The 23731-nt window shown below is 42.7% G+C and carries 21 protein-coding genes and 1 CRISPR repeat array; of the genes, 12 read left to right on the top strand and 9 right to left on the bottom strand.

From position 1 onward, the window contains the following. The coding region (locus tag A4S05_RS29760) for an isopentenyl transferase family protein (protein ID WP_305121599.1) at window positions 1–194 on the bottom strand (194 nt) is incomplete at its 3' end. 279 nt (window positions 195–473) lie between these two features. Between A4S05_RS29760 and gyrB the strand changes: the two genes are divergently transcribed. Further along, window positions 474–2411: a DNA topoisomerase (ATP-hydrolyzing) subunit B gene (gene gyrB, locus A4S05_RS29750; RefSeq protein ID WP_069073377.1), complete on the top strand. Its 1938-nt coding sequence runs from the start codon at window positions 474–476 to the stop codon at window positions 2409–2411. 297 nt (window positions 2412–2708) lie between these two features. Beyond that, complete coding sequence (locus A4S05_RS29745) at window positions 2709–3353, top strand: fasciclin domain-containing protein (RefSeq protein ID WP_069073376.1); 645 nt, start codon at window positions 2709–2711, stop codon at window positions 3351–3353. Window positions 3354–3819: 466 nt separating this feature from the next. Here the strand turns inward: A4S05_RS29745 and A4S05_RS40740 are convergent, their stop codons facing one another. Continuing rightward, entirely contained in the window at window positions 3820–4002 is a 183-nt protein-coding gene (locus tag A4S05_RS40740) for a hypothetical protein (RefSeq protein ID WP_141699837.1), read from the bottom strand. 894 nt (window positions 4003–4896) lie between these two features. On the opposite strand from A4S05_RS40740, the gene rpoD reads away from it, so the two are divergent. Continuing rightward, entirely contained in the window at window positions 4897–6066 is a 1170-nt protein-coding gene (rpoD, locus tag A4S05_RS29740) for an RNA polymerase sigma factor RpoD (RefSeq protein ID WP_069073375.1), read from the top strand. Window positions 6067–6213: 147 nt separating this feature from the next. On the opposite strand, the gene A4S05_RS29735 is transcribed toward rpoD, so the two are convergent. The 3 genes from A4S05_RS29735 to gyrA all read right to left on the bottom strand — a co-directional run bounded on the left by A4S05_RS29735 (window position 6214) and on the right by gyrA (window position 9391). Then, window positions 6214–6399, bottom strand: a complete 186-nt coding sequence (locus tag A4S05_RS29735) for a chlorophyll a/b-binding protein (RefSeq protein ID WP_069073374.1) — start codon at window positions 6397–6399, stop codon at window positions 6214–6216. A gap of 314 nt (window positions 6400–6713) precedes the next feature. Further along, entirely contained in the window at window positions 6714–6848 is a 135-nt protein-coding gene (locus A4S05_RS43745; RefSeq protein WP_256091249.1) for a hypothetical protein, read from the bottom strand. A 32-nt stretch (window positions 6849–6880) separates the two neighbouring features. Beyond that, window positions 6881–9391 (bottom strand): DNA gyrase subunit A, encoded by a 2511-nt coding sequence (gene gyrA, locus A4S05_RS29730; protein ID WP_069073373.1) that lies wholly within the window; start codon window positions 9389–9391, stop codon window positions 6881–6883. Between the two features lie 491 nt (window positions 9392–9882). Between gyrA and A4S05_RS29725 the strand changes: the two genes are divergently transcribed. Further along, window positions 9883–10281: a response regulator gene (locus A4S05_RS29725; RefSeq protein ID WP_069073372.1), complete on the top strand. Its 399-nt coding sequence runs from the start codon at window positions 9883–9885 to the stop codon at window positions 10279–10281. Between the two features lie 229 nt (window positions 10282–10510). On the opposite strand, the gene A4S05_RS29720 is transcribed toward A4S05_RS29725, so the two are convergent. Then, entirely contained in the window at window positions 10511–11398 is an 888-nt protein-coding gene (locus A4S05_RS29720) for a tetratricopeptide repeat protein (RefSeq protein WP_069073371.1), read from the bottom strand. Between the two features lie 470 nt (window positions 11399–11868). Here A4S05_RS29720 and A4S05_RS29715 point away from each other — a divergent pair, with 470 nt between their 5' ends. From A4S05_RS29715 to A4S05_RS29690, 6 genes are all read left to right on the top strand, one after another. Next, entirely contained in the window at window positions 11869–12462 is a 594-nt protein-coding gene (locus tag A4S05_RS29715; protein ID WP_069073370.1) for a hypothetical protein, read from the top strand. A 101-nt stretch (window positions 12463–12563) separates the two neighbouring features. Continuing rightward, window positions 12564–14153 (top strand): efflux RND transporter periplasmic adaptor subunit, encoded by a 1590-nt coding sequence (locus tag A4S05_RS29710; RefSeq protein ID WP_069073369.1) that lies wholly within the window; start codon window positions 12564–12566, stop codon window positions 14151–14153. A gap of 22 nt (window positions 14154–14175) precedes the next feature. Then, on the top strand, window positions 14176–15456 hold the full coding sequence (locus tag A4S05_RS29705; RefSeq protein ID WP_069073368.1) for an ABC transporter permease: 1281 nt from the start codon (window positions 14176–14178) through the stop codon (window positions 15454–15456). A 352-nt stretch (window positions 15457–15808) separates the two neighbouring features. Next, window positions 15809–16480: an ABC transporter ATP-binding protein gene (locus A4S05_RS29700; RefSeq protein WP_069073367.1), complete on the top strand. Its 672-nt coding sequence runs from the start codon at window positions 15809–15811 to the stop codon at window positions 16478–16480. Between the two features lie 116 nt (window positions 16481–16596). Beyond that, entirely contained in the window at window positions 16597–18009 is a 1413-nt protein-coding gene (locus tag A4S05_RS29695) for a TolC family protein (protein WP_069073366.1), read from the top strand. A gap of 352 nt (window positions 18010–18361) precedes the next feature. Further along, a complete protein-coding gene (locus A4S05_RS29690; protein WP_069073365.1) occupies window positions 18362–19126 on the top strand; it encodes a class I SAM-dependent methyltransferase in 765 nt (254 codons plus the stop codon). Window positions 19127–19263: 137 nt separating this feature from the next. Here A4S05_RS29690 and A4S05_RS29685 read toward each other — a convergent pair whose 3' ends face one another. The 3 genes from A4S05_RS29685 to A4S05_RS29675 form a co-directional block, all read right to left on the bottom strand. Beyond that, window positions 19264–19560, bottom strand: coding sequence for a hypothetical protein (locus A4S05_RS29685; protein ID WP_069073364.1), 297 nt, complete (start codon window positions 19558–19560; stop codon window positions 19264–19266). 28 nt (window positions 19561–19588) lie between these two features. Next, window positions 19589–20056, bottom strand: coding sequence for a VOC family protein (locus A4S05_RS29680; RefSeq protein WP_069073363.1), 468 nt, complete (start codon window positions 20054–20056; stop codon window positions 19589–19591). Window positions 20057–20277: 221 nt separating this feature from the next. After that, entirely contained in the window at window positions 20278–20952 is a 675-nt protein-coding gene (locus tag A4S05_RS29675; protein WP_069073362.1) for a response regulator transcription factor, read from the bottom strand. A 770-nt stretch (window positions 20953–21722) separates the two neighbouring features. Between A4S05_RS29675 and A4S05_RS29670 the strand changes: the two genes are divergently transcribed. Both A4S05_RS29670 and A4S05_RS29665 read left to right on the top strand, forming a co-directional pair. Then, a complete protein-coding gene (locus A4S05_RS29670; RefSeq protein WP_012407782.1) occupies window positions 21723–21902 on the top strand; it encodes a chlorophyll a/b-binding protein in 180 nt (59 codons plus the stop codon). Window positions 21903–22614: 712 nt separating this feature from the next. Further along, window positions 22615–22938 carry a hypothetical protein gene (locus A4S05_RS29665; protein WP_069073361.1) on the top strand — a complete coding sequence of 108 codons (324 nt, stop codon included), beginning with the start codon at window positions 22615–22617 and terminating at the stop codon, window positions 22936–22938. A 356-nt stretch (window positions 22939–23294) separates the two neighbouring features. Beyond that, a CRISPR array of direct repeats spans window positions 23295–23548; the repeat unit is 37 nt; unit sequence ATTGCAATTACTTAAAATCCCTATTAACCCAAGTTGC. Window positions 23549–23731 lie beyond the last annotated feature (183 nt).

Here is a 23731-nt window from a genome sequence, read left to right as displayed (position 1 = left end):
CAGATATCTATTAAATAGTGCTGCACCAATTTTTGTTCAGCCACAGTTGGTTTCGCCGTCCCAATATCAAACTCACGATAAACTTGACGAGAATCCGCACTGAGAATCACAGAACCCAACCGCATCGCCAAAGCCAAAGCCAAACCAGACTTACCTGTTGCCGTCGCCCCACAAATCACAATTAATTTAGTCATTAGTCATTAGTCATTAGTCATTTGTTATGGGGCATTGGGCATTGGGCATTGGGCATAAGGAATAAAATTGTTCAATAATCCTCCCCTGCTTCCTCATCTCCCCCTGCTCCCCTGCCCCTCTGCTCCCTTACCCCTCTTCCACGGTAGTGCAACCCCAGTATAAACTTCTCTTGAAAATGCCCTACAGACGCCAGCAAGGCTTTTGTGTTACAATTTTGGAGTGTTTTTACTTTTATTCGCCTTTTGGCGAGTTCAACCCCACGCATCAGGAGAGTTTACATGACGAGCAGTTACAGTGCCGATCAGATTCAAGTTCTGGAAGGTCTGGAAGCCGTCCGCAAAAGACCAGGAATGTACATCGGTACCACTGGGCCGCGAGGACTCCACCATTTAGTTTACGAGGTGGTGGACAATTCAATCGATGAGGCTTTGGCGGGTCATTGCACTCATATAGAGGTGGATATCAACGCTGATGGTTCTGTGACTGTAACAGATGATGGTCGCGGTATTCCCGTCGATACTCACTCGCGCACCGGGAAATCGGCTTTGGAAACCGTGATGACAGTACTGCACGCCGGTGGTAAGTTTGGCGGCGGTGGCTATAAAGTTTCTGGAGGATTACACGGGGTTGGTATTTCTGTTGTCAATGCCTTATCTGAAGTTGTAGAAGTTACCGTTTGGCGAGATAAAAAAGTTCATCTTCAGCGCTATGAACGCGGTATCCCAGTTAGTGAACTGCAAACCAAACCTTACAAAGAAGCTAGAACTGGAACTTCTGTTACCTTTAAACCAGATATCCAAATCTTTACTACTAGCATTGAGTTTGATTACATCACTTTATCAGGTCGCCTACGGGAATTGGCGTATCTGAATGCAGGTGTCAAAATTACCTTTACTGACCACCGTTTAGAATTACTAAAAAGCGATACACCGAAAGTAGAATCCTACAATTACAAGGGTGGTATTAAAGAATATATCGCCTACATGAACCGTGAGAAGCAGCCTCTACATGAAGAAATTATCTATGTGCAGGGGGAACGCAACAACGTACAAGTAGAAGTTTCACTGCAATGGTGTACTGATGCTTACACAGATAATGTGCTAGGTTTTGCTAACAATATTCGCACCGTTGATGGTGGTACGCACTTAGAAGGGTTAAAAGCGGTTCTGACTCGGACATTAAATGCGATCGCCCGCAAGCGCAATAAAATTAAAGATAATGAACCTAACCTCAGTGGCGAACACGTCCGCGAAGGTTTGACTGCGGTAATTTCGGTTAAAGTCCCAGATCCAGAATTTGAAGGACAAACCAAAACCAAACTCGGTAATACCGAAGTACGGGGAATTGTCGATTCTTTGGTGGGAGAAGTCCTCACCGAGTATCTAGAGTTCCATCCTGCTATAGCCGACTCAATTTTAGATAAAGCTATCCAAGCTTTCAAAGCCGCAGAAGCAGCGCGTCATGCACGGGAATTAGTTCGCCGCAAATCGGTGCTGGAATCTTCGCCATTACCTGGTAAATTAGCCGATTGTAGTTCTCGCGACCCCAGCGAATCTGAGATATTCATCGTGGAAGGGGACTCAGCAGGTGGGAGTGCAAAACAAGGACGCGATCGCCGCACTCAAGCAATCTTGCCTCTACGTGGTAAAATTCTCAACATTGAAAAAACCGACGACGCTAAAATCTATAAAAATAACGAAGTTCAATCGTTAATTACAGCACTTGGTTTAGGTGTTAAAGGTGATGAATTTGATTCCACTCAACTGCGTTATCACCGCATAGTCATCATGACGGATGCTGACGTAGATGGAGCGCACATCCGGACTTTGTTGTTAACATTCTTCTATCGATATCAACGGGCACTCATCGAACAAGGCTTTATTTATATTGCTTGTCCCCCACTGTTTAAAGTAGAACGGGGACGTAATCATGAGTATTGCTATAGCGATCGCGAAAAAAATCAAGCGATCGCCAAATTCCCGGCTAACGCCAACTACACCATCCAACGCTTCAAAGGTTTGGGTGAAATGATGCCACAACAACTCTGGGACACCACCATGAACCCAGAAACTCGTAAAATGAAGCAAGTCGAAATTGAGGATGCCGCTGAAGCTGATCGCATCTTCACAATTTTAATGGGCGATCGGGTCGCACCCAGACGAGAATTTATCGAAACCTATGGTTCTAAACTCAACTTCACCGATCTAGATATCTAATATCAGCAGTCCTAAATCATTCCTAAAAAACAAGATCCCCGATTTCTTTGAGAAATCGGGGATCTTTAGCTTTAAAGTCTTGATTGACATTCCCAGAACAAATCTTTACTAAAAATTTTATATCCAAAATACTATAAAGACTACCTCTTTTGGCTGATGACAAACCATGAAATATATAAATCTTTTAGATTAATAATTTTTAATACTACAAACTATGTCGTTAGAGGAGTGACTATATCCATAAATTCATTAACTATTGTTAATGATCCCCTATTTAACAGGATTCTACACAAAGCTATGAAAGCGAGCAAAGGCATAGTAGAAAAAGCATTGTTCAATATTATTGGCATAGGCAGCTTGGTTGCTCTGTCTGCCTGCGCTCAACCTGTCACAGAAACTCCCACTGCAACCGTCCCTCCCGTTGCCGAAACCCCCATAACAACTGTTCCTCCCGTTACGCCAACTCCTACTACCACCACTAACAACCGAAATTTAGCAGAACTGGCAACATCCGCAGCTAGTCAAGGACAGTTTAAAACTCTCATCCAAGCAGTGCAAGCTGCTGGTTTAACTGAACAATTGTCTACACCAGGCCCTTACACAGTATTTGCACCGACTGACGCCGCTTTCTCTGCTTTACCGAAAGCTACTCTAGACCAACTCTTGCAGCCAGCAAACAAACAACAATTAGTCAGGCTTCTGGCCTACCATGTCGTCCCTGGGGGAACTACCTCTCAGCAATTGACATCTGGAGAAGTTAAAACAGTTGAGGGTAATACCGTGAAAGTAACGGTTGATCGTGCTAGCAACTCAATTACAGTCAATAACGCTAAAGTGACTCAGCCAGATATCCCAGCTAGCAACGGCATTGTTCATGTAGTTGATCAGGTACTTCTGCCACCTAATTTTGCTGCAAGTCTAAACACTACCGCTACACCATAGTAATTCAAACATTGCTCATAGTTTCCAGTTTTCGTTAGGAGTAGGTTTGAAAGCCATCCTGATTTTCAACTAGACGCTAATAATCAATTAAAAATTTAGGTTGACTTGTCACACAAGTGGTAAGTCAGCACTAAATAATAACAAAAATTCTAAATTTATTAGCTAATCAAAAAACATATAAGTTGCTTCTTGTCAATACTTTATAAACAATGACTGTTCGAGTGTGAGCAAAACTACCAATTTTATTGGAAACTTAGCCAAGATAATACTCTTTGCTCTGACTCGCCGATTAATTTCGCCCACCAGCTAGAAACACATTTGTTATCCTCATAAGAAAATAACTGAATATCATCTATCAAACAGCAATTAATAAGTATTTTGAGGATTTATCATCATAAGATGACAGAAAATCACTGAAATAAAAGTATTTAAATTTACAATTAAGTTACGCAAAACAACTTTGTAACTAAATTATCAGGCAATCTTCTGGGTTCTCTGTGTTCGAGTTGATGGCTAGTGAAAGCACACACCATAAAGCTGAAAACTTGTTAATATCTTCATGTGGTGCTGTGGCGATCGCTATTGTATCGTATGTATCTAATGTACTTTTGCCTAAGATTAGGACTATATTGGCTAATTCACAGGACAAATTGTTTTTGAATTGATTAAAATATCCTTGTATACAATAAGAAGAGTTTGTCAAGTTTCATAGGGCTGAAATCGCCACAGTGCGCTAACGTGTGAATAAGACCGAATTAGTTAAACCTAAATTGATCTCCTATCGGTCGATTTTGCCACTACCTCAACTCCTCAGTTAAGGTAATGAGTAAGTAGAAGGTTAACTGGTTTAAGGCAAGCACCACCACACTTGTTGTATTTACCCAACGACAAGACCCTCTTTAGTCTAAGGAATGCGTAATTTATGAAGGAAATGTAAAAATGGGTAGGTTAAGACGAATAGTCTGAGTTAACATAAAATGCACTCTTCCTCAGTAATTAATGTTGTGTAAAATACATGAAATCCGGCAAAAGCAAGCGTACTTACTTCGTAATGTAATAAGAACGTCACTGTAATTCCGAAAAGTGGAGAAAAAATTTCAGGGTATAAATCCCGTTTTTAATGTCTTTTTGGTGAACGTGGCTAACAGTTGCTTAATGAATTCATGATTAATACACAAAAAGAGTGCAATTTCTGTGAAACAGGCTACAATCGGAAGAGTCTTTATAGGAAAATATGCCAATAGTCTGAACTCATTTGTATAGAGTGGCAAATTTTTTGATAAGGGCGAGTCTTTTTTTTGACCAGTTAGTTAAAAGCAGTATGTGATAGCAACACATATAACATTTACTAAAGTGAGCAAATCACCTTTAGTAGTTGCTTAAACTAAAGTAAAAACCCCTCCTAACGGAGGTGTAAAATGTCCGAAAATATCTCTGGCAAATTTGCCAAAAAGCGTATTTTCGATTGATAACTAGCTCGTTTATAAAGAGCAGTAAACACATCTTGAGTAATTGATTCTGCAAGGAGCATGAGGAACGCGGCATGAACCAGGCTAACAACGTACTCGAAAGCATATATCAGCCTGACCTAGAAATAATAAATCAGCCTGAGCTCGAGTTAGAAGAACTCTTAATAGACGATGAAGAGGACTTGCTGATCATCGATGAAGGTGACGAGGAATTTTTAGAGCCTCAGTCTGATGAGGACGACGCAAAGTCTGGAAAAGCCGCTAAATCGCGTCGTCGGACACAAAGCAAGAAAAAGCACTATACCGAAGATTCAATTCGGCTTTACTTGCAAGAAATTGGTAGAATTCGTCTGTTGCGGGCAGACGAAGAAATTGAATTGGCGCGGAAAATAGCCGATTTGCTGGAATTAGAGAGAGTCCGCGAAAGACTCTGTGAGCAATTAGATCGCGATCCTCGAGATAGTGAATGGGCAGAAGCAGTACAACTGCCACTACCAGCCTTTCGTTATCGCCTCCATGTTGGTCGTCGGGCGAAAGACAAGATGGTGCAATCTAACCTCCGTCTTGTAGTTTCAATTGCTAAGAAGTACATGAATCGTGGTTTGTCGTTCCAGGACTTAATTCAGGAAGGCAGTCTCGGTTTGATTCGTGCCGCTGAAAAGTTTGACCACGAAAAAGGTTATAAATTTTCTACATACGCTACATGGTGGATTCGTCAAGCAATTACCCGTGCGATCGCAGATCAATCTCGCACAATTCGTCTTCCAGTTCACCTTTACGAAACCATCTCTCGGATTAAGAAAACTACCAAGTTACTATCTCAAGAGATGGGTCGCAAACCTACTGAAGAAGAAATCGCGACTCGCATGGAAATGACCATTGAGAAGTTGCGCTTCATTGCTAAATCTGCCCAGTTACCAATTTCATTAGAAACGCCTATTGGTAAAGAAGAAGATTCTCGATTGGGCGATTTTATTGAATCCGATGGTGAGACACCAGAAGACCAAGTTTCCAAAAATCTTCTGCGCGAAGACCTTGAAAAAGTCCTCGACAGTCTCAGCCCACGTGAACGCGATGTTCTCAGACTGCGTTACGGCTTGGATGATGGTCGGATGAAGACCCTTGAGGAAATCGGACAGATTTTCAACGTTACCCGCGAACGGATTCGTCAAATCGAGGCAAAAGCACTCCGCAAGTTACGCCATCCAAACCGCAACAGCGTTCTCAAAGAATATATTCGGTAGTCAATTAGTCATTGGTCATTAGTCATTGGTCATTAGTAAATAAACGAAGGACAAATGACAACTGACTAATAACAAAAAAATAAAAAACCTGGTAGTGAATTGGCACTCCAGGTTTTTTTATTTATAGGTCATCTTAGATATTAAAACTTACAGGATGCCCCAAAAGTGTAGGAAACCTTGACCAGAAAAGACTTCAACCAAAATAGCTGCTGAAAAACCAATCATTGCCAAACGACCGTTCCAAATTTCTGCTTGTGGGGTAAAGCCCCAACGCCAAGCGTTGCGATCTTCAATTACAGGAGTAGTTACTTTTGTAGTGCTTGCATTTGTCATGGTCTGAACTCCAAATTTAATTTTTAAGGTTTATTGCCTTATGTAAACTAATATAACAAATATTTTGAGAAAAGCAACATTTTTTATACTTTTGTTTCCATACCGTGACATAAATAGGAATAGCTATTTATACAAATAAAAGCATCTGTCTTCAGTAAGATTTACTGAGGTAAAAGAAGTGTTATCTAGAATTTTACCGTTATAAACGGTATCATCTTATTGATACTATTTATCAAATAGTTTATTTAAATTGCTTGATTTTCAATAGAGTTTGTTATTTTAAGATAAGAAATTATTGATAGCTTAAGTCAGTACTAGACAATTTCCATTTCTTTTGAAGCCGATACAAAACTAGGCTTCTCGTAGACGCGTTTACCATCACCTTTAATATCGCCAGCCTCCCGCAGGAGTTCGAGACGAAGTTGGATCAGCGCCTCTAAATCCTGCAAGTTGCTTGTCGCAAGTTGAAGATCAGCCTAATTTACGATCGCACTTCAGCCACAGTGATAATTTTTTCATCACGGTTGAGTTGGAGGATACTTTCACCTTTGACATCTCTACCTAAAAGCGGCACTGTGTCCACAGGTATCCGCACTACCCGTTCCTTATTCGTCACTAAGGCTACCTCGCCAGATGCAATCGCTATGACCATACCAGCTAAGTTGTCAGTTTTGCTGGCAAATTTCAGCGCTTGCGTACCTAAATCGCCGCGATTAGCCGCTCTCAACTGACTCGCAGCCATCCGTTTGGCATATCCTTCTTGAGTAACTAAGAGTAATTGGTCATCTTTACCGACAGTGACACAGCCAACCATTTGCTGATTTTTCAATAACCGAAATGCTTGTAAACCCATCGCTGTGCGACCCATGATCGGTAATTGTTCATCATTGGCTGCAAAGCGCAACATTCGCCCACCGGAACTAGCTAAAATTAGATGCGCCCCTGGAGCGGTGAACTGAGTAAATGACAATTCATCATCGTCTTTGAGCTTCAAAATCGTGATTCCGCGCCGAGTTAAGTTAGTAAATTCTCCCAGAGACAGACGTTTAATTCTTCCCTGTTTTGTTAAAAGAATCATCTGCCTAGTTTCAAGATTTTCCGGCAGCAAAAAGCGGCTGACCACATCTTCTTGAGCGCTTTGAGCAGTACTACTGAGCATAGTAATCAAAGGTTTTCCCCGTGGAGAACGTCCAGTGGTTGGGGGAATTTCTCCCACATTCACCGGGTAGACTTTGCCGCTACCAGTTAGTATCAGCAAGTCTTTCCCCGTGTCGGTCAACACAGTTTGGATAATGAAGTCATTATCGTGCAGACCATTTTCAGCTTTTGACTTTCTCCCAGATGGCTGAGTGCGGCGGACATAACCCCGTTGGGTAAATTCTAAAACTGCTTCCTCTACTGGTTCAGAAGATTTAAATTCCTCCTCCTCTGCCCCTCTGCTCCTCTGCCCCTCTGCTCCTCTGCCCTTCTGCTCCTCCGCCCTAGACTTTTGCTCCTCCCCAATTTTCGTCCGCCGGGGATCGTTATATTTGCGCTTGAGCGATCGCAAATCTTTTTTCAGCGCCTTGAGTAATTCGCGGCGATCGTTCAGCAATTGCTCCAATAAACTAATTTGTTCGCTGATTTGCTCAAATTCCTGCTGCAAATTTTGCTGTTCTAAACTGGTGAGGCGGCGCAACGGCATAGCCAGAATTGCATCTCCTTGTACCTCACTCAAATCCAGTTGGCTACAAAGATTAATTTTTGCCGTACTGCCATCGGGAGCTTGGCGCAAAATTTGAATTACCTCATCCAAATTAGACAGCGCTTTCAGCAAACCTTCCACCAAATGCACACGACTTTGAGCTTTACCCAACTCGTAATTGTAGCGACGGTTCAGCGTCTCTTCTCGGAAACTCAAAAACTCCTGCAACAGTTGACGCAAACTTAATTGGCGGGGTTGTCCATCTACTATTGCGAGGAGAATAGCCCCAAAAGTCATTTGTAAAGCAGTTTGGTGATACAAATGCTGGAGAACTTCTTGGGGATTGGTGTCGCGTTTGAGTTCAATTACCACCCGCATCCCTTCGCGATCGCTCTCATCCCGAAGATCAGAAATTCCTTGCAAACGTCCTTGATTTACTAAGTCCGCTACCTTCTCAATCCAGGCAGCCTTATTCACTTGATAAGGCAATTCTGTAATGATAATTGCCGTCCGGCGCTTGCTTCCCCGACTGGCTGGAATTTCCTCTAGAGTCGCGACTCCCCGTAGCAAAATTCCACCTTTACCTGTGGTGTATGCTTCCCGAATTCCCGTCTCACCAATTATTTCTCCACCAGTGGGAAAATCTGGCCCTGGAATTAACTCGAATAATTTTTCATCTGGCAATTCTGGATTGTCGATTAAGGCAATTAACCCATCGACAACTTCCCCCAAATTGTGGGGTGGTACATTCGTTGCCATTCCTACGGCAATACCAGAACAGCCATTGAGCAACAGAAACGGCAACTGAGCAGGTAAAACCGTTGGTTCTTGTTGGGAATTATCGAAGTTCCCGACAAATTCCACAGTTTCTTCGCCAATTTCTGTCAGCATTCCCTCATGACTGATCGGTGCGAGGCGCGTTTCTGTGTAGCGCATCGCCGCTGGCGGGTCATTATCGACACTGCCAAAGTTCCCGTGTCCTGCCAGCAAAGGATAGCGGCTAGAAAAATCCTGTACCAGCCTCACTAAGGCATCGTAAACTGATTGGTCGCCGTGGGGATGGTATTTACCCAACACATCACCCACTACACGGGCACATTTTCGATAGGGTCTATCTGGTACTAAACCAAGTTCGTGCATTGCATACAAAATGCGGCGATGCACTGGTTTTAAGCCATCACGCACGTCTGGTAGCGCTCGCCCGACAATCACGCTCATGGCATATTCTAGATAAGACCGTTGCATCTCGGTGTGCAGGGCTGTTGGAATTACCTGTCCCGTTGAGAGAAGGTTTAACTGTTTTGCCATGAGTTTTTTCCCTGAAATTTAATTACACAAAAGCCGATGGAACTCAACACTGCGGCAACCACAGCATAACGGATCAAATAGGATTCATAACAAAATTTTGATAGTCGCAGAAGAAAAGGCAGTAGTATCATCCTTGATGACGAGGATGTAAAAGGGATGGGGGATTGGGGACTGGGGACTGGGGACTGGGGATTAGGGATTGGGTAATCAGCAGAAAAATTATGGAATTTGCTCTGACCTCTCCTAGATTTTGGAATGTTTTCTTAGTCCTCAGTACCCAGTCTCGGAGCGGCGTTCCTGCTGCCCCTAACATATAGGTATAGCAGGGTACTCCGACGCTCGAATACTTACTATCACCGCGACCAGTTAAAAAGGATGCACACGAGTATAATCTACATAAACTTAGTAGCCATGATACTTACAATGATTGCATTTCTTAATTTTGAATTCTGGAATTCTTGAATCTCCTCACCTCTATAACTAAAATTCTCATGAAAACTGTTTTAATTGTCGAAGACGATCTAATTAATGCTCGTGTTTTTTCCAAAATTTTGTCCAAGCGTGGCGGCTTGGGTGTAAAACACACTGAAAATGTCGAAGAAGTTATAAAAATTGCCCAATCAGGAGAAGCCGACCTGATTTTGATGGATGTTTCTCTGTCCAGAAGTGTTTACCAAGGCAAGTCTGTTGATGGAATCAAAATTACACAAATGTTGAAATCTGATCCGAAAACAGCAAACTTGCCTGTAATTTTGGTTACGGCACATGCTATGGAAGGCGATCGCGAAAACTTTCTCAAGCAAAGCGGTGCTGACGGCTACATTTCTAAGCCAGTTGTTGACCATCAACAGTTTGTTGACCAAATCATCGCACTTCTACCGACAGACTAACACTGGGAATTAACGACTTAATTTCAGGAATACTTGCCCGCCAATATTTTTGGGCAACTATTTCCCGTATTTAGTTAGTATATATGTACTACGAAAAGATACTTTTAGGCAAGTGGGGAATGGGGAATGGGGAATGGGGAATGGGGAATGAGAAATGGGGAGAATAAAAAATTACCTCTTTGCCCCCTGCTCCCCTGCTCCCCTGCTCCCCACTCCCCACTCCCCACTCCTATTGAGTAGGCTGTTGCCCAGGGGTTGATGATGAGTTTGCTGGTTGCTGTAGGGCTGCTTGAATACGGGGTAATTCTAGGAATTTTTTCGTATCAGACAGTAAGCGATCGCCCCAGAGATTTTCTTTGAGGAAATCCAAATTAGCATAGCGCGAATCGATCCGGAGTGCAGTTTCTCCCAAAGTTAGTCCTTGTTGACGATCGCCTTTAGTATAGAGTGCCACTGCCAAGGCCAATAAAGGTTCTGCGGCTTGTTTGTCAATGGTGACAGCAGATTGCCATTGCTTAATCGCTCCGGGGATATCACCCTGTTCGTAGTTGATTAAGCCAATATTGTTGAGCGCTGGCCAGAATTTTTTATCTTTAGAGACTGCTGTATTGTACTGTGCGATCGCATCAGGCAATCGACCCAGCATAAAGTAAGCATTACCCAAATTAAATAACCCCTCTGGATCATTGGGTTTTAACTTCAAACCCTCTTGGTAATTGACAAGAGCTGCTTGGTAATTTTTCTGCTGAAAATTAGCTGAACCTAAAGCAAACAAAATATCACCATTTTTAGGGTTGATAGATTGGGCTTTTTTTAGGCTAGCGATCGCTGCGTCAAACTCTTTAGTTTGCAGTTGCAATCCACCTAAAAGCAACCACACTTTATCATTCCCAGGAGCCAGCTGACTAGCCAGCCGCGCTCGTGGCAAAGCTAGTTCAACCTGTTGAAACTGAGCTAGTTGAGCCGCCTCTTGCGCCAAGCTCAACCCCTGCTTCTCTAACTTTGTCGGATCTAATTGCAGTGTATGGGGTATTAATGCCTGCGCGTTAGCGGCTTTTGGCATACTCCACAAACTACAAACCATTAGAAAAGAAATCAAACGAACATGTTTAGGCACATTACCGCCTTTAAGCCACTAATCAAAGAATCTTTCAGCTAGCTTAAACGATCTCCGCTGTTGACGGCAGCAAAATCTTACAAACAAAGGCAGGATGTAGGAGGCAGAAGTATCAACACAAACTTTAGTTGGCTTAAAAGCATGGGTTCCTCCTGCTTCCTGAAGTTATTAGTTCTTGACATCCCCATAATAAAAACAATTTATACCCAATCCCCAATCCCCAATCCCCAGTCCCCAATCCCCAATCCCCATTAAAAAAACTGATGACTTTCGTCATACCTCAGCCTGGAATTACTAGTGACTTTCGTCATACATAGGTTTGGACTTTTTGATCGATAATTATAATGTATGAATTTATACGATGAGGTAAATATTAAACACTTTGATGTTCAAACAAAAGCAACTGTCTAAGATTGCTGAATTCAAACCTCAGCAGAATAGAAGTTTAATGCCAATTAGGAGTTAATTCCATGTTGAAACCAAACCGTGTATCGATAGTTTTAGCTACTGCTGCTTTGATCATTGCTCCCACTCTGTTGACTGCGCCTGCAAATGCCCAGACGAAAGTCTATGTTGTTAGCGATCGCAATCAAAATTGGGATCGCGACGGCAGAAGAAACTCTAGAGACAGGGGTAATTGGAACCGTAACGGCAGACCCTATCCTGTAGAAGTCAGAAACTCTAGAGACAGGGACAATTGGAACCGTAACGGCAGACCCTATCCTGTAGAAGTCAGAAACTCTAGAGACAGGGACAATTGGAACCGTGACGGCAGACCCTATCCTGGAGAAATCAGAAACTCTAGAGACAGGGACAATTGGAACCGTAACAACCAACCCTATAGCAGAGTAGTCAGACTTGGTAATGGTGATATCAGATATCCCAATGGGCAAATTATTCCTGCTAGATCCATAGTCAGACTGCGTAATCAAGGTTATTACAGACTTCCTAACGGAGATATTCTTCTTCCTAATCAGGAAGTTGTTCCATCTAGAAGATTAGTGAGAGTCCGTGATAATTTCTTCAGACTTCCTAGTGGATTGGTACTGCAAATAAACCTTTAAAACACTAAAAACTCAAAATCATTGTCAGTATAGGGCTACCAGGCTATAGTTTTAGCCGTGAATAACAAGCTCGGTAGCCGTTCTTTATAGAAAAAGTGGATATGAAAATTGATACATCAAACACAGTAGATTCATCATCATCAGTTTTGGTTCCAGAGGTAAAGAAAAAAAAGGGCAGACGTAATTGGCTCTCTTGGCTAATTGCTCTTTGCCTTTTGGGGGGAATTGGCTATGCAGTTTATTACCAAGTAGCTGTTGTTTCCCGCCAAGAAGCCAGTCGTCGGGTGCTAACAAGACCTGTACAAAGGCGGAGTTTAACAATGACAGTTTCAGCGAACGGAACGGTGAAGCCTGAGCGGTCAATTAACCTCAGCCCGAAAAATTCCGGTATCTTGAAAACACTGCTGGCGAAAGAAGGGGATCTTGTCAAACAAGGACAGATTGTCGCTTACATGGATGATTCCAACCTCCGGGGACAACTCACCTCTGCTCAAGGACAGTTGGCACAAGCCGAGGCTAATTTGCAAAAAGCGATCGCAGGTAATCGCCCTCAAGATATTGCTCAAGCCCAAGGAGTATTAGACGAAGCCCAGGCAAATTTGCAAAAGGTACAAGCAGGTAATCGCTCTCAAGATATTGCCCAAGCACAGGCACGCTTGCAAAGCGCTCAAGCCGCCCTTCGCCAAGCAGAAGATGATTTGGTTCGTAATCAGCAACTTTACAATGCAGGCGGTATTTCCCTTCAGGCTCTTAACCAAATCCGTGCCACTCGTGACAGCGCTCAAGCTCAAGTAAATGAAGCACAACAAGCACTGGGGTTGCAAAAAGCCGGTTCACGTCCAGAAGACATCGAGCAAGCACGAGCGGTGGTGAAGCAGAGACAGCAAGCTTTGGCACTCGTGAAAGCGGGTACACGCCAAGAAGATATTGACGCAGCCCGCGCCCAGGTAACATCTGCTCGTGGTTCGCTGCAAAACATCCAAGCTCAAATCAATGACACGATTATTCGCGCCCCTTTTGATGGTGTGGTGACAAAAAAGTTTGCTGATCCCGGTGCTTTCGTGACACCCACAACTGCTAGTAGTGAAGTCGCTTCTTCATCTTCATCTTCAATCTTGTCTCTCGCTTCAACAAATGAGATTGTCGCCAGTTTAGCGGAAACAAATATTTCTAAAATCAGCATTGGTCAAAAAGTCTCGATTCAAGCAGATGCCTACCCAGGAAAAACCTTTGAAGGTAAAGTCAGCCAAATTGCCGCCCAAGCGATAGTCGCGCAAAACGTCACCAGTTTTGAAGTGAGAGTATCACTTTCAGACCCGGAAAGGCTACTCCGGTCTGGGATGAATGTGGAAGTAGATTTTCAAGTCGGTCAAGTTGAAAATGCTTTAGTAGTGCCAACAGCCTCAGTCGTGCGCCAACAAAATGCCACAGGTGTGTTTGTGGCGGGAGCCGATAACAAACCTGTATTCACTCGCATCGAGACTGGGGTTACTGCCAATAACTTTACCGAAGTTAAGTCTGGATTGACAGGGGACGAAAGAGTATTACTCAGTTTCCCACCAGGATCACGTCCACAATCAACACCACGAGGAGGAGTTTTTCCTGGCCTAGGCGGAGGCGGAGGAGGCGGTGGTGGTGGAAGAGGAGGCGGTGGCGGTGGAAGAGGAGGTGGTGGCGGTGGTTCACCTTAAAGTTAGTTGTAAATAAAAGCTTATGTTTAAGATATTTAGCGGCTCTAAAAAAGCTAAGAATACCCGCACAGTACCGTTGTTAGAAATTTTGACAATGGCGGCAGAGACTCTGTGGAGTAACAAATTACGCACAGGTTTAACGATGTTGGGCGTGATTATTGGAATTTCATCAGTCATTGCGATTACTTCTGTTGGTCAGGGAGTGCAAAAGGGGGTTGAACAACAGATACAAGCATTGGGTACAGATGTGATCCAAATCTTAGCGGGTGCTGCAAGAAGCGGGAATGTCCGTCAAGGAGTCGGTTCTAGCAGCACCTTGACTTGGGAAGATGCACAGGCGATCGCTACACAAGCGCCATCAGCACAGATGGTTTCTGCTTATCTCCAACGGACTGCCCAAGTTGTATATGCAGGACAGAATACTTCAACAACCATTTATGGCACGGATTTGAACTACCCAGAAGTCAGAAATACCAACCCCCAGCAAGGGAGATATTTCACTCAGGAAGAATTAGATACTGCCGCACAGGTAGCTATTCTTGGCCCCACAGTTCAAAACACACTCTTCGGACAGAATGCCAATGTCATCGGCGAGAGAATTCGGATTCAGGGAGAGGCTTACGAAGTGATTGGGGTGATGGAACCTAAAGGTTCTCAAGGGCCGATGGATCGAGATGACCAGATTTTCATTCCTCTAACTAGTATGTCGAAGAGACTAGTTGGGAATAATGCCTTGGTAGGCGTTTCTGTAAATGGAATTTTAGTCAAAGGTGCGAATCAAGAAGAATTAGAAGCCGCTCAATTTCAAGTCACCAATCTCTTACGGTTGCGTCACAACATTTATCCGCCGCAAGCTGATGATTTTCGGCTGACCAATCAAGCTGATATTGTTAGTACCTTCACGAATGTGGTGGGTTTATTTACAGTCATGGTAGTTGCGATCGCAGGAATTTCGTTAGTGGTTGGTGGAATTGGTATTGCCAACATTATGCTGGTTTCCGTAGTTGAGCGGACGCGAGAAATTGGGATTCGCAAAGCCGTAGGGGCAACTAATTCTGCAATCCTGAATCAATTTTTAGCCGAAGCGATCGTAATTTCCATTGCTGGTGGAACTATTGGTATGGCGACTGGGATTGTATTAGCCTTTACTGCTGCAAATATTTTCAAATTTCCCTTTGTCATTTCTTTCTTGTCCATCATTGCTGGGTTTGGACTCTCATTGAGCGTTGGCTTAGTTGCTGGGGTGATTCCAGCACGGAACGCATCTAAATTAGATCCAATTACTGCTTTAAGAAGCGACTAAGCCTAAGAGTAATGAGTAATGAGTAATGAGTAATGAGTAATGAGTAATATTTCTGAAATCTAGAGCTTTTGTATAGCAAGCGATGTCTACGACGGGCTACGCCTACGCGCGATTCTTTTCTAATAACAAATACAAGACCAATTTTTTCTAATAGTATAGCTTGTATTGCTAGAAGCCTCATGAGGCTTCTAGCAATGCCCTCGTGGAGAGTGACAGAAGAGGGATAAATGAACTCTCACTACTCACTTTACCATTCATTACTCATTATTCATTACTCATTATTCATTACTCATTACTCATTATTCATTACTCATTACTCATTACTCATTACTCATTACTCATTACTCAATTTATGCCAACAATGATCTGGATGGAATCTATTACTAAAACTTACTACTTGGGAGAAGTTAGTGTTCCTATACTTAAGGGAATTGAACTCTCTATTGAGGAGGGAGAATATGTCTCGATTATGGGTGCGTCAGGTTCGGGAAAATCTACGTTGATGAATATTTTGGGATGTTTGGATCGTCCCACAACTGGTGACTATATTTTTGAAGGGAGAAACCTGACGACTTTTGATGATGATGAATTAGCTTATATTCGTAATCAAAGAATAGGTTTTGTTTTCCAACAATTTAATCTATTGGCGCGGGCGACAGCGCTGGAAAATGTTATGTTGCCAATGGTTTATGCTAATCTACCCAAACCAAAACGCCGTGAAAGGGCATTAGAAGCTCTGGCAAAAGTAGGACTAGAGGGACGCACATCTAACCGTCCTAGTCAACTATCTGGGGGACAACAACAACGAGTAGCGATCGCTCGTGCTTTAGTTAACCGACCTGCATTAGTTTTGGCAGACGAGCCAACGGGGGCTTTAGATACTGAAACTTCCCATGAGGTGATGAGTTTGCTAACAGAGCTTAATAACCAAGGAATCACAATTGTTATCGTCACTCATGAGCCAGATATCGCGGCTCAAACCAAAAGAATTATTCGAGTTCAGGATGGCTTGATTGTAGGCTAATTTGTTAAGATTACACCTTGGAGGGGGAATTTAAGATTTAAATCTCTGTAGGTCAATCAGGATCAAAACTTTTGATTTATCCTCAAAAAAGCCTAATTAATGACTACATCTAGATTATGAATTTCAGCTTATTCTTCGCGCATTCTACCTGGATTCCCGTAGCGATTGCTATTCTTTTTTCAACTTTAGCAAGTGCAGCAACTCCCCCAAAACCGCAAAATTCCTCAAGACCTGTACAGGTTCCCGATAACCTCAACCCTAATCCTAATCCTCTCCAATTTCCTACCAAACCGGAGGAAGTACAAATTCAGGGAACTGTGCCAATCAGTTTGGCACAAGCTTTAGAACTAGCAAAACGCAACAATCGAGATTTACAAGTAGCCATATTAGAGCTAGAACGCAGTCGCTCATCCCTACGCGAGTCTCAAGCTGCCTTGCTTCCTACTGTTGGACTCAATAGTAGTTTAACTAACAGTGGTAATGGTTTTACTAGCAATTCATCTCAAGCCAGTACCTCTTTCAATGGTTCAGCACAACTGAATTATGACCTCTATACTTCTGGGAACCGACAAGGTGCTATCCGAGCCGCAGAGGAACAGCTACGGGTAGATGAGTTAGATGTTGAGAGTACATCTCTGGAAATCGAGTTGAATGTCACGACTGAATATTATGATTTGCAAGAAGCAGATGAACAAGTACGAATTAATCGGTCTGCTGTGGAAAATGCCCAGGCTAGTTTGCGCGATACCCAAGCGAGAGAACAGGCTGGAGTAGGTACGCGGTTCGATGTGCTGCAAGCTCAGGTGAATTTAGCAAACGCCCAACAACTACTGACTAATGCTATCTCAGACCAGCAAGTTGCTCGTCGTCAGTTAGCAACTCGGTTAAGTTTGGCACAATCAGTTAATATCGCGGCGGCAGATCCAGTACAATTAGCGGGTCTTTGGCAGCCAACACTTGAAGAAACTATTGTCAGAGCCTTTCAAAATCGTCCAGAACTGCAACAGCAATTAGCACAACGTAACATTGGTGAGCAACAGCGACGACAAGCACTTTCACAGTTGGGGCCGCAACTTAGTTTGACAGGTAACTACAACTTGACAGATCGGTTTGATGATGGCGTCAGCGTTACTGATGGCTATTCAGTGGGAATTCAAGGAAATTTAAATTTGTATGATGGGGGAGCAGCAAGAGCAAGGGCGGCTCAGTCGAAAGCTAATATTGCGATCGCAGAGAGTCAATTTGGTAGCCAGCGCGATATAATCCGCTTTGATGTCGAACAGTTTTACTCTCAATTGCAAGCCAATTTAGAGAATGTGCAAACTTCTAGTGTGGCTTTAAATCAAGCCAGAGAAGCTTTGAATTTAGCAAGACTCAGGTTCCAAGCTGGTGTGGGTACTCAAACAGAGGTAATTGCAGCTGAAAATGACCTGACAAGAGCAGAAGGTAATCGAATCACAGCTATTTTGGATTACAATCGCGCTCTAGCTAATTTGCAAAGATCAGTCACTTCCAGGGCTTCGCGCTAAGAGGATGTTTGAAAAGTCATGATTGATGTATAAAATTTTTTTACCCCACCCTAGCCCTCCCCTTATAAAGGGGAGCCACTGCGTTGGGCGGCTTCGCCGACTTGAAGCATGTGGCGTGAGGGAACTAGATTTTATTGTTTCCCCCCTTTATAAGGGGGGACTAAGGGGGGTAATAATTCGATTAAAATCACAACATACTACTTTTCAAACAACCTCTAAGGTTAAATCACTAATAAATTAAATTTGCTTGTGGTTTTTAGGAAGAAGCAAGTTGGCATTCGCCGTAATTTTATCCACATCAAGAATTAAGATGAATGGGTAAAACTTAGATTTTGTTAATCTCCAAAAAAGGATGAATTATAACCACAAGCTTAAAATCTTACCTTTTATAGTAATTTTCCTGTTAATAGTTGAATGCTTGCTGGTTAACCCAACTGCCATAGCAAGAGCAGATTCTCCATCAACCGCAGTTTACGAACAACGGATAATCCATAGTCCAGATGGTATCGGTAAATATTACATGGGGCGCGAAATTGCCAAAGTTATGGGATACACAGGCGCAGGCTGGTTAGAACGTCCCAGCCGAGAGGGAGAGGAACAGCCAAGTAAAATAGTCAGTCTCCTTAACCTTAAACCTAACGATGTAGTAGCAGATATTGGTGCTGGTACAGGTTACTTAAGCTTTCGCATCGCACCATTTTTAACAGATGGGAAAGTATTGGCTGTAGATGTTCAGCCAGAAATGTTAGAAATCATTGAGTTGTTCAAAAAAGAGAAAAACATCACCAATGTTGAGCCTGTTTTGGCAACTCTTAGTAACCCTAACTTACCATCTGAAAGTATCGATTTAGCCTTGATGGTAGATGCTTACCATGAACTTGAGTATCCCCAAGAAGTGATGCAAGGAATTGTGAAAGCACTTAAACCAGGTGGTCGGGTAGTGTTGATTGAGTATCGGGGCGAAAATCCTTTTATTATGATTAAAGGTCTGCACAAAATGACTCAAAAGCAAGTCCGCAAAGAAATGCAAGCAGTTAGTTTGGTTTGGCGAGAAACCAAAAACTTGTTACCTCAACAGCATTTAATGGTGTTTGAGAAACCCAATACTAATTCGTAATTCGTAATTCGTAATTAAGGTGTCAGTTGGGATTAAATTCGCCAGAACATCAAAGATTTGTGCAGCAATTGTCTGGGGAAGAAAGATAGTTAGTCAGAATTCAGGAGTCAGGGAAATATTTGATGACTATTTTGGCATCAGTCTATTTTTTGGGGAATGAGACTGGCGCTTTTGGTTGCACTATCCCAAACAATCCAGCTAAAAGAATCATCTAAATCATCAGGGCTATTTGAAACTTTAAAATATAGCTTTTCTTCACGTTTTCTTTCAATGGCAAAGTCGGCATTTTGAGCATAAGCGACTATAAAACCTTTGTCTCGCAAACAATACATCGCCCAAGCTTTCAATGATTGCTTGTATGGTTCGTGTGGGATTGGCGGTTTTGTAATTGTGTCTTCAATTACTTTAAATATTTGCGTGAGTTTAGCGGTCATAGTAGATACTTTTGTTATTACCCTTAAGTTAACTAGCTTCTGGATCGCAACGAATTTCAATCATAAAGCCATCTGGATCGTAAAAATACACTCCTCTACCAGTCGGACGAGTAACTGGGCCGTGTGCGATCGCTATTTTATTTTCTCTGATCACTGTCACCGCTTGCTCAAATAACTGCGGATCGATGTCAAAGGCTAGATGATACGCTCTGGTGAAGGTCTTTTCTGGATCTGGATTTGGTGGTGATAATTCTGGTTCCCCAAATAAATCCAGAATTGTACCATCGGGGGTGATGAAGTTGGCTACTTTTCCCGATGCGACAAGTTCCACCAGGGTTGCGGGTACTTCGTCGCCTGTGAGTTCGTGCAAACCCAGAATTGTGCCATAAAAGTAGCGAGAAGCTTGCATATCCTTGACGTTGAGGGCAATGTGATGTATCTTACGCAGATTTCCTGGCGCAAGGACACTGTTCAGGGATTGGGTACTAGATAGCATAATTATCTTCAGCTAAGAGGTTGAATGAACAAGTGTTTCGCTGTGACTTCGAGCTTGTGGCAAATCAGAGTAGCAGATTTCTGAGATTTGGCGGGATATTCGAGTGGATAGTTACTGTGATTTTGACTAACTACCAACAGTTCTTGTTAAATCGACTGCTCTCATCTCAGAGTTTTCTCCTGAATATGTTGCTTTTTATTGAAATCACTAAGTCATTACGATTACTCCCGTAGTGCATAGCCTACACCACGGACTGTATGAATCAAACGCTTTTCATTATTTTCTTCTAACTTGAGTCGCAAATAACGAATATAGACTTCAATAATATTAGAATCGCCCATAAAGTCGTAACCCCAAACTTTCTCTAAAATTTGGTCTCTAGTAAACACTTGACGAGGATGTGAAAGGAGATATTCTAATAAGTCAAACTCTTTTGCTGTTAACTCAATGCTTCGTTTTGTCCGAAAAACTTCACGGGTGCGGCGATTTAAGCTTAAGTCTTCAAATTGCAGCACATCTTCGTCTGTTTCTTGCGTGCGGCGGAGATGAGCGCGAATTCTAGCTAGTAGTTCCTCAATGCTGAAGGGCTTAACTACATAATCATCGGCTCCTGCATCTAATCCTGCCACGCGATCGCTCACTTCATCTTTTGCTGTCAACAAAATTACTGGTACTGTACTGCCTGTTGCTCGCAAACGCCGACAAATTTCCAAACCCGTCAAACCTGGTAGCATCCAATCCAGAATCGCTAAATCTGGTGATGAGTCTCGCGCCAGGGTTAGACCAGCAATGCCATCATGGGCTACACTTACTTTGTATCCTTCGCTACTAAGCTCTAATTCGACAAATCGCGCCAGTTTGACTTCATCTTCCACCAAAAGGATATGTGCTGTCATATTTTGCTCCTAAAGCAGGTAATGTGAGATAAAAGTGCTACCATAACCTGGCTGTGAAAGTACGGCAACTTAGCGTTGCATACCTGATGCTCAAATTTCTCTGTCATCTATACTATGTCTGCAAACAAAATAGTTAATTGAGTAGCAATATAGCGCTTCTGGTTTGGATGCAATACATTTTGACCTCTCTTCTAAAAGGCTACATGTACACACAAGTCGAATTACCCCCCTTAATCCCCCCGATGCATTGGGGGGAAACTAGAAATACAGTTCCCTCCCCTTTCCAAGGGGAGGGTTAGGGAGGGGTAAAACTTACGCTTAAACTCAGATGAGTGAACTGTTTCAGACTTGTGTGTACACCGTAGCTTCTAAAAGGAGAGAGGCTTTGATACTTACTCCCATTCCCTCTCTTCTCTACGAGAGGCTGCGCCAACGAGACGCTACGCGATCGCAGGGAAGGGGCTGGGGATTAGGTCTGTATTTCACGAAATTGAGAATCGCTATAATTCAGGTTGTAAAGGCATCATACTGTGACTTGCTCGTGCTAGATCCAATAAGTTTTGCAAAATCTGAGTCATGTGATCTGCTTCCGAGACAGCCATCTCTAAACCTGGATAGGGAAAATCCCCCTTGCCTCAATTCCTCTTCGTTGAGCAGATTTTTCTTCAGCTTTTCTTCATCCACTCAATATTGCATTTTTGTAAACATCTGTTACATTACTTTACAGACGGTTACAACTGCTACAACACTTGAAATTTGGAGTTTTACTGATGACAGGTTTTAAGAATCCTGCGCCTATTGTTTCAGAAGATCCTAATGCTGTGCGTTTTGGTTTCACCCCTCAGAGTGAAAATTGGAATGGTCGTCTTGCGATGATTGGTTTTCTATCTGCGATTTTGATTGAAGCTTTTTCTGGTCAAGGTTTACTCCATTTCTGGGGCATCCTCTAAATTGATGATGGTAGAAGCACACGTCTGTGCCAATTAGTATCAACTTATACCAATTCTGTATGAAGATGCACATCATAATATCCCCCTGTAGTCTCCCCGATGCATTGGGCTACGGTGTACACACAAGTCGAATTACCCCCCTTAATCCCCCCGATGCATTGGGGGGAAATATCCGGTTCTCCCCCTTTGCAAGGGGGAGTTAGAGGGGGTGAATTATATGCAGCTTCACAAAGAAACGGTATTAAGCTAGAAATAGTTTTGCTGCGGGCTTCATAACCCGCCAGAGAATGAATTCTCTGGCTCATAGCTAAAGTCTACTGAAGTAGACTGAATATTTTTGGGGATATCTAGTCATCTTCAGATGACTTTCGCTATGATTCTTAGAACTTCAGTTCCTTGCAGGACATAGTTTTTGCGTTAAGTTGACACCAATGGTCTGTGCCTCCCCAATACTTTTTAGATAAACCCAACAATCTCTCTTTTGGGCTGGGGAAAGGTTAATGGGCTTACGGGTTAAGGTAAATTTAAACCCTTTCCCTTTACCCTTTCCCCTTTAACCGAAAAGTATTGTGTACCTCCCTGTAAATCCGCCAAGTAATTCGTTTCTAACCTATGGCGGTTGTTGGGATTGGTGCAAAATATCAGATTTTTCCGGTTGAGCCAAAATATAAGTGAATAATTACTTTACATTGAATATGTATAGCTAAAACTCATGGAAATACCCCAACGCGTATCAGTCCGCTACAAAGACGCGTCCTTCAACACCAATGAAATCCGTTTGAGAACTTTTCGACTTGGGTTACAAATATGGGAAGAACAAACCAAACCTCGAAAAACAGAGCTTTATCAGTTTATATCGTCTTGCTTGAAACAAGTTGACCGCCAAGATCGTTTTATGTTTTCTCTGTTGTTCATAGAATTAACAGACCTTATACGCAATTCTTCGCTGGAAAGGGGAACGAAAGAGGTTCTGATTAAAACAGCTTTTAGAGAATTTGCTTGTGCGATAACAGACTTTGAAGACGTTGCCAAATAAAGTTGGTTATGGGGGTGCTGGTATTGCGTAGGCGTAGCCCAAATCAGTTATAGCCCTGAACTCAGCTAACCTAATCGAGTAGGATATCTAGTAAGTAGCTTTCCAATCGGATTAGTTTTTTTCGCCAAATGCGCGGATGGGTAGGTGTTGGGGAAGAGGTAACTACAAAAATGGCTGAATTGGCTTATCTGCAACAACTTGAGAGCGATCGCATTTCTAAACTATCCGCGCACCTTATGGGGACTAGTTTTCAGCCATTTGCCTCTAGCCAAATCACAATTCCTCGTGTTATGATTTTTGCATTCGCACAACCGAACCTTGAAAACCAAATAACACAAGGCTTTCAGATACCAGCCATTGCAATTACTTAAAATCCCTATTAACCCAAGTTGCGTAAATGCTGTATCCGTAGCAACGCTAGACCCATATTGCAATTACTTAAAATCCCTATTAACCCAAGTTGCAAGCAATTACTATGCGTTGCCCCTGACTAACTTTTTACATTGCAATTACTTAAAATCCCTATTAACCCAAGTTGCAAGATATCTCGGATTTTAGTCTGCTAGATTTAATATTGCAATTACTTAAAATCCCTATTAACCCAAGTTGCGGGTAATAGAATACAAAAGAGGAGATGGAAAGTGTAGGCACAGTAAATAAGGGTTGTACGAACTCCAACCACTATAAAAATGCCATTAGGAATGTTCAGTGTAGTTTAATAGAGAGTAACATTTGCAACTTAGTCAATAAAAGCTTGTTGCAGAGTGTAAGCAAAAATAAAAGCTTGTAACTT

It is taken from the genome of Nostoc sp. KVJ20 (genome assembly GCF_001712795.1).
GTDB lineage: Bacteria > Cyanobacteriota > Cyanobacteriia > Cyanobacteriales > Nostocaceae > Nostoc.
The sequence above is the reverse complement of the archived record's forward strand: the minus strand, read 5'-3'. Positions and strand labels throughout refer to the sequence as shown.

Bases quoted from the DNA above. Each gene is read 5' to 3' on its own strand.
- A4S05_RS29705 (WP_069073368.1), top strand. From the start codon at position 14,176: ATGTTTAAGATATTTAGCGGCTCTAAAAAAGCTAAGAATACCCGCACA.
- A4S05_RS29690 (WP_069073365.1), top strand. From the start codon at position 18,362: ATGAATTATAACCACAAGCTTAAAATCTTACCTTTTATAGTAATTTTC.
- A4S05_RS29725 (WP_069073372.1), top strand. From the start codon at position 9,883: ATGAAAACTGTTTTAATTGTCGAAGACGATCTAATTAATGCTCGTGTT.
- A4S05_RS29735 (WP_069073374.1), bottom strand. From the start codon at position 6,399: ATGACAAATGCAAGCACTACAAAAGTAACTACTCCTGTAATTGAAGAT.
- gyrB (WP_069073377.1), top strand. From the start codon at position 474: ATGACGAGCAGTTACAGTGCCGATCAGATTCAAGTTCTGGAAGGTCTG.
- A4S05_RS29685 (WP_069073364.1), bottom strand. From the start codon at position 19,560: ATGACCGCTAAACTCACGCAAATATTTAAAGTAATTGAAGACACAATT.
- gyrA (WP_069073373.1), bottom strand. From the start codon at position 9,391: ATGGCAAAACAGTTAAACCTTCTCTCAACGGGACAGGTAATTCCAACA.
- A4S05_RS29715 (WP_069073370.1), top strand. From the start codon at position 11,869: ATGTTGAAACCAAACCGTGTATCGATAGTTTTAGCTACTGCTGCTTTG.
- A4S05_RS29700 (WP_069073367.1), top strand. From the start codon at position 15,809: ATGCCAACAATGATCTGGATGGAATCTATTACTAAAACTTACTACTTG.
- rpoD (WP_069073375.1), top strand. From the start codon at position 4,897: ATGAACCAGGCTAACAACGTACTCGAAAGCATATATCAGCCTGACCTA.
- A4S05_RS29745 (WP_069073376.1), top strand. From the start codon at position 2,709: ATGAAAGCGAGCAAAGGCATAGTAGAAAAAGCATTGTTCAATATTATT.
- A4S05_RS29695 (WP_069073366.1), top strand. From the start codon at position 16,597: ATGAATTTCAGCTTATTCTTCGCGCATTCTACCTGGATTCCCGTAGCG.
- A4S05_RS29710 (WP_069073369.1), top strand. From the start codon at position 12,564: ATGAAAATTGATACATCAAACACAGTAGATTCATCATCATCAGTTTTG.
- A4S05_RS29680 (WP_069073363.1), bottom strand. From the start codon at position 20,056: ATGCTATCTAGTACCCAATCCCTGAACAGTGTCCTTGCGCCAGGAAAT.
- A4S05_RS29670 (WP_012407782.1), top strand. From the start codon at position 21,723: ATGACAGGTTTTAAGAATCCTGCGCCTATTGTTTCAGAAGATCCTAAT.
- A4S05_RS29675 (WP_069073362.1), bottom strand. From the start codon at position 20,952: ATGACAGCACATATCCTTTTGGTGGAAGATGAAGTCAAACTGGCGCGA.
- A4S05_RS29665 (WP_069073361.1), top strand. From the start codon at position 22,615: ATGGAAATACCCCAACGCGTATCAGTCCGCTACAAAGACGCGTCCTTC.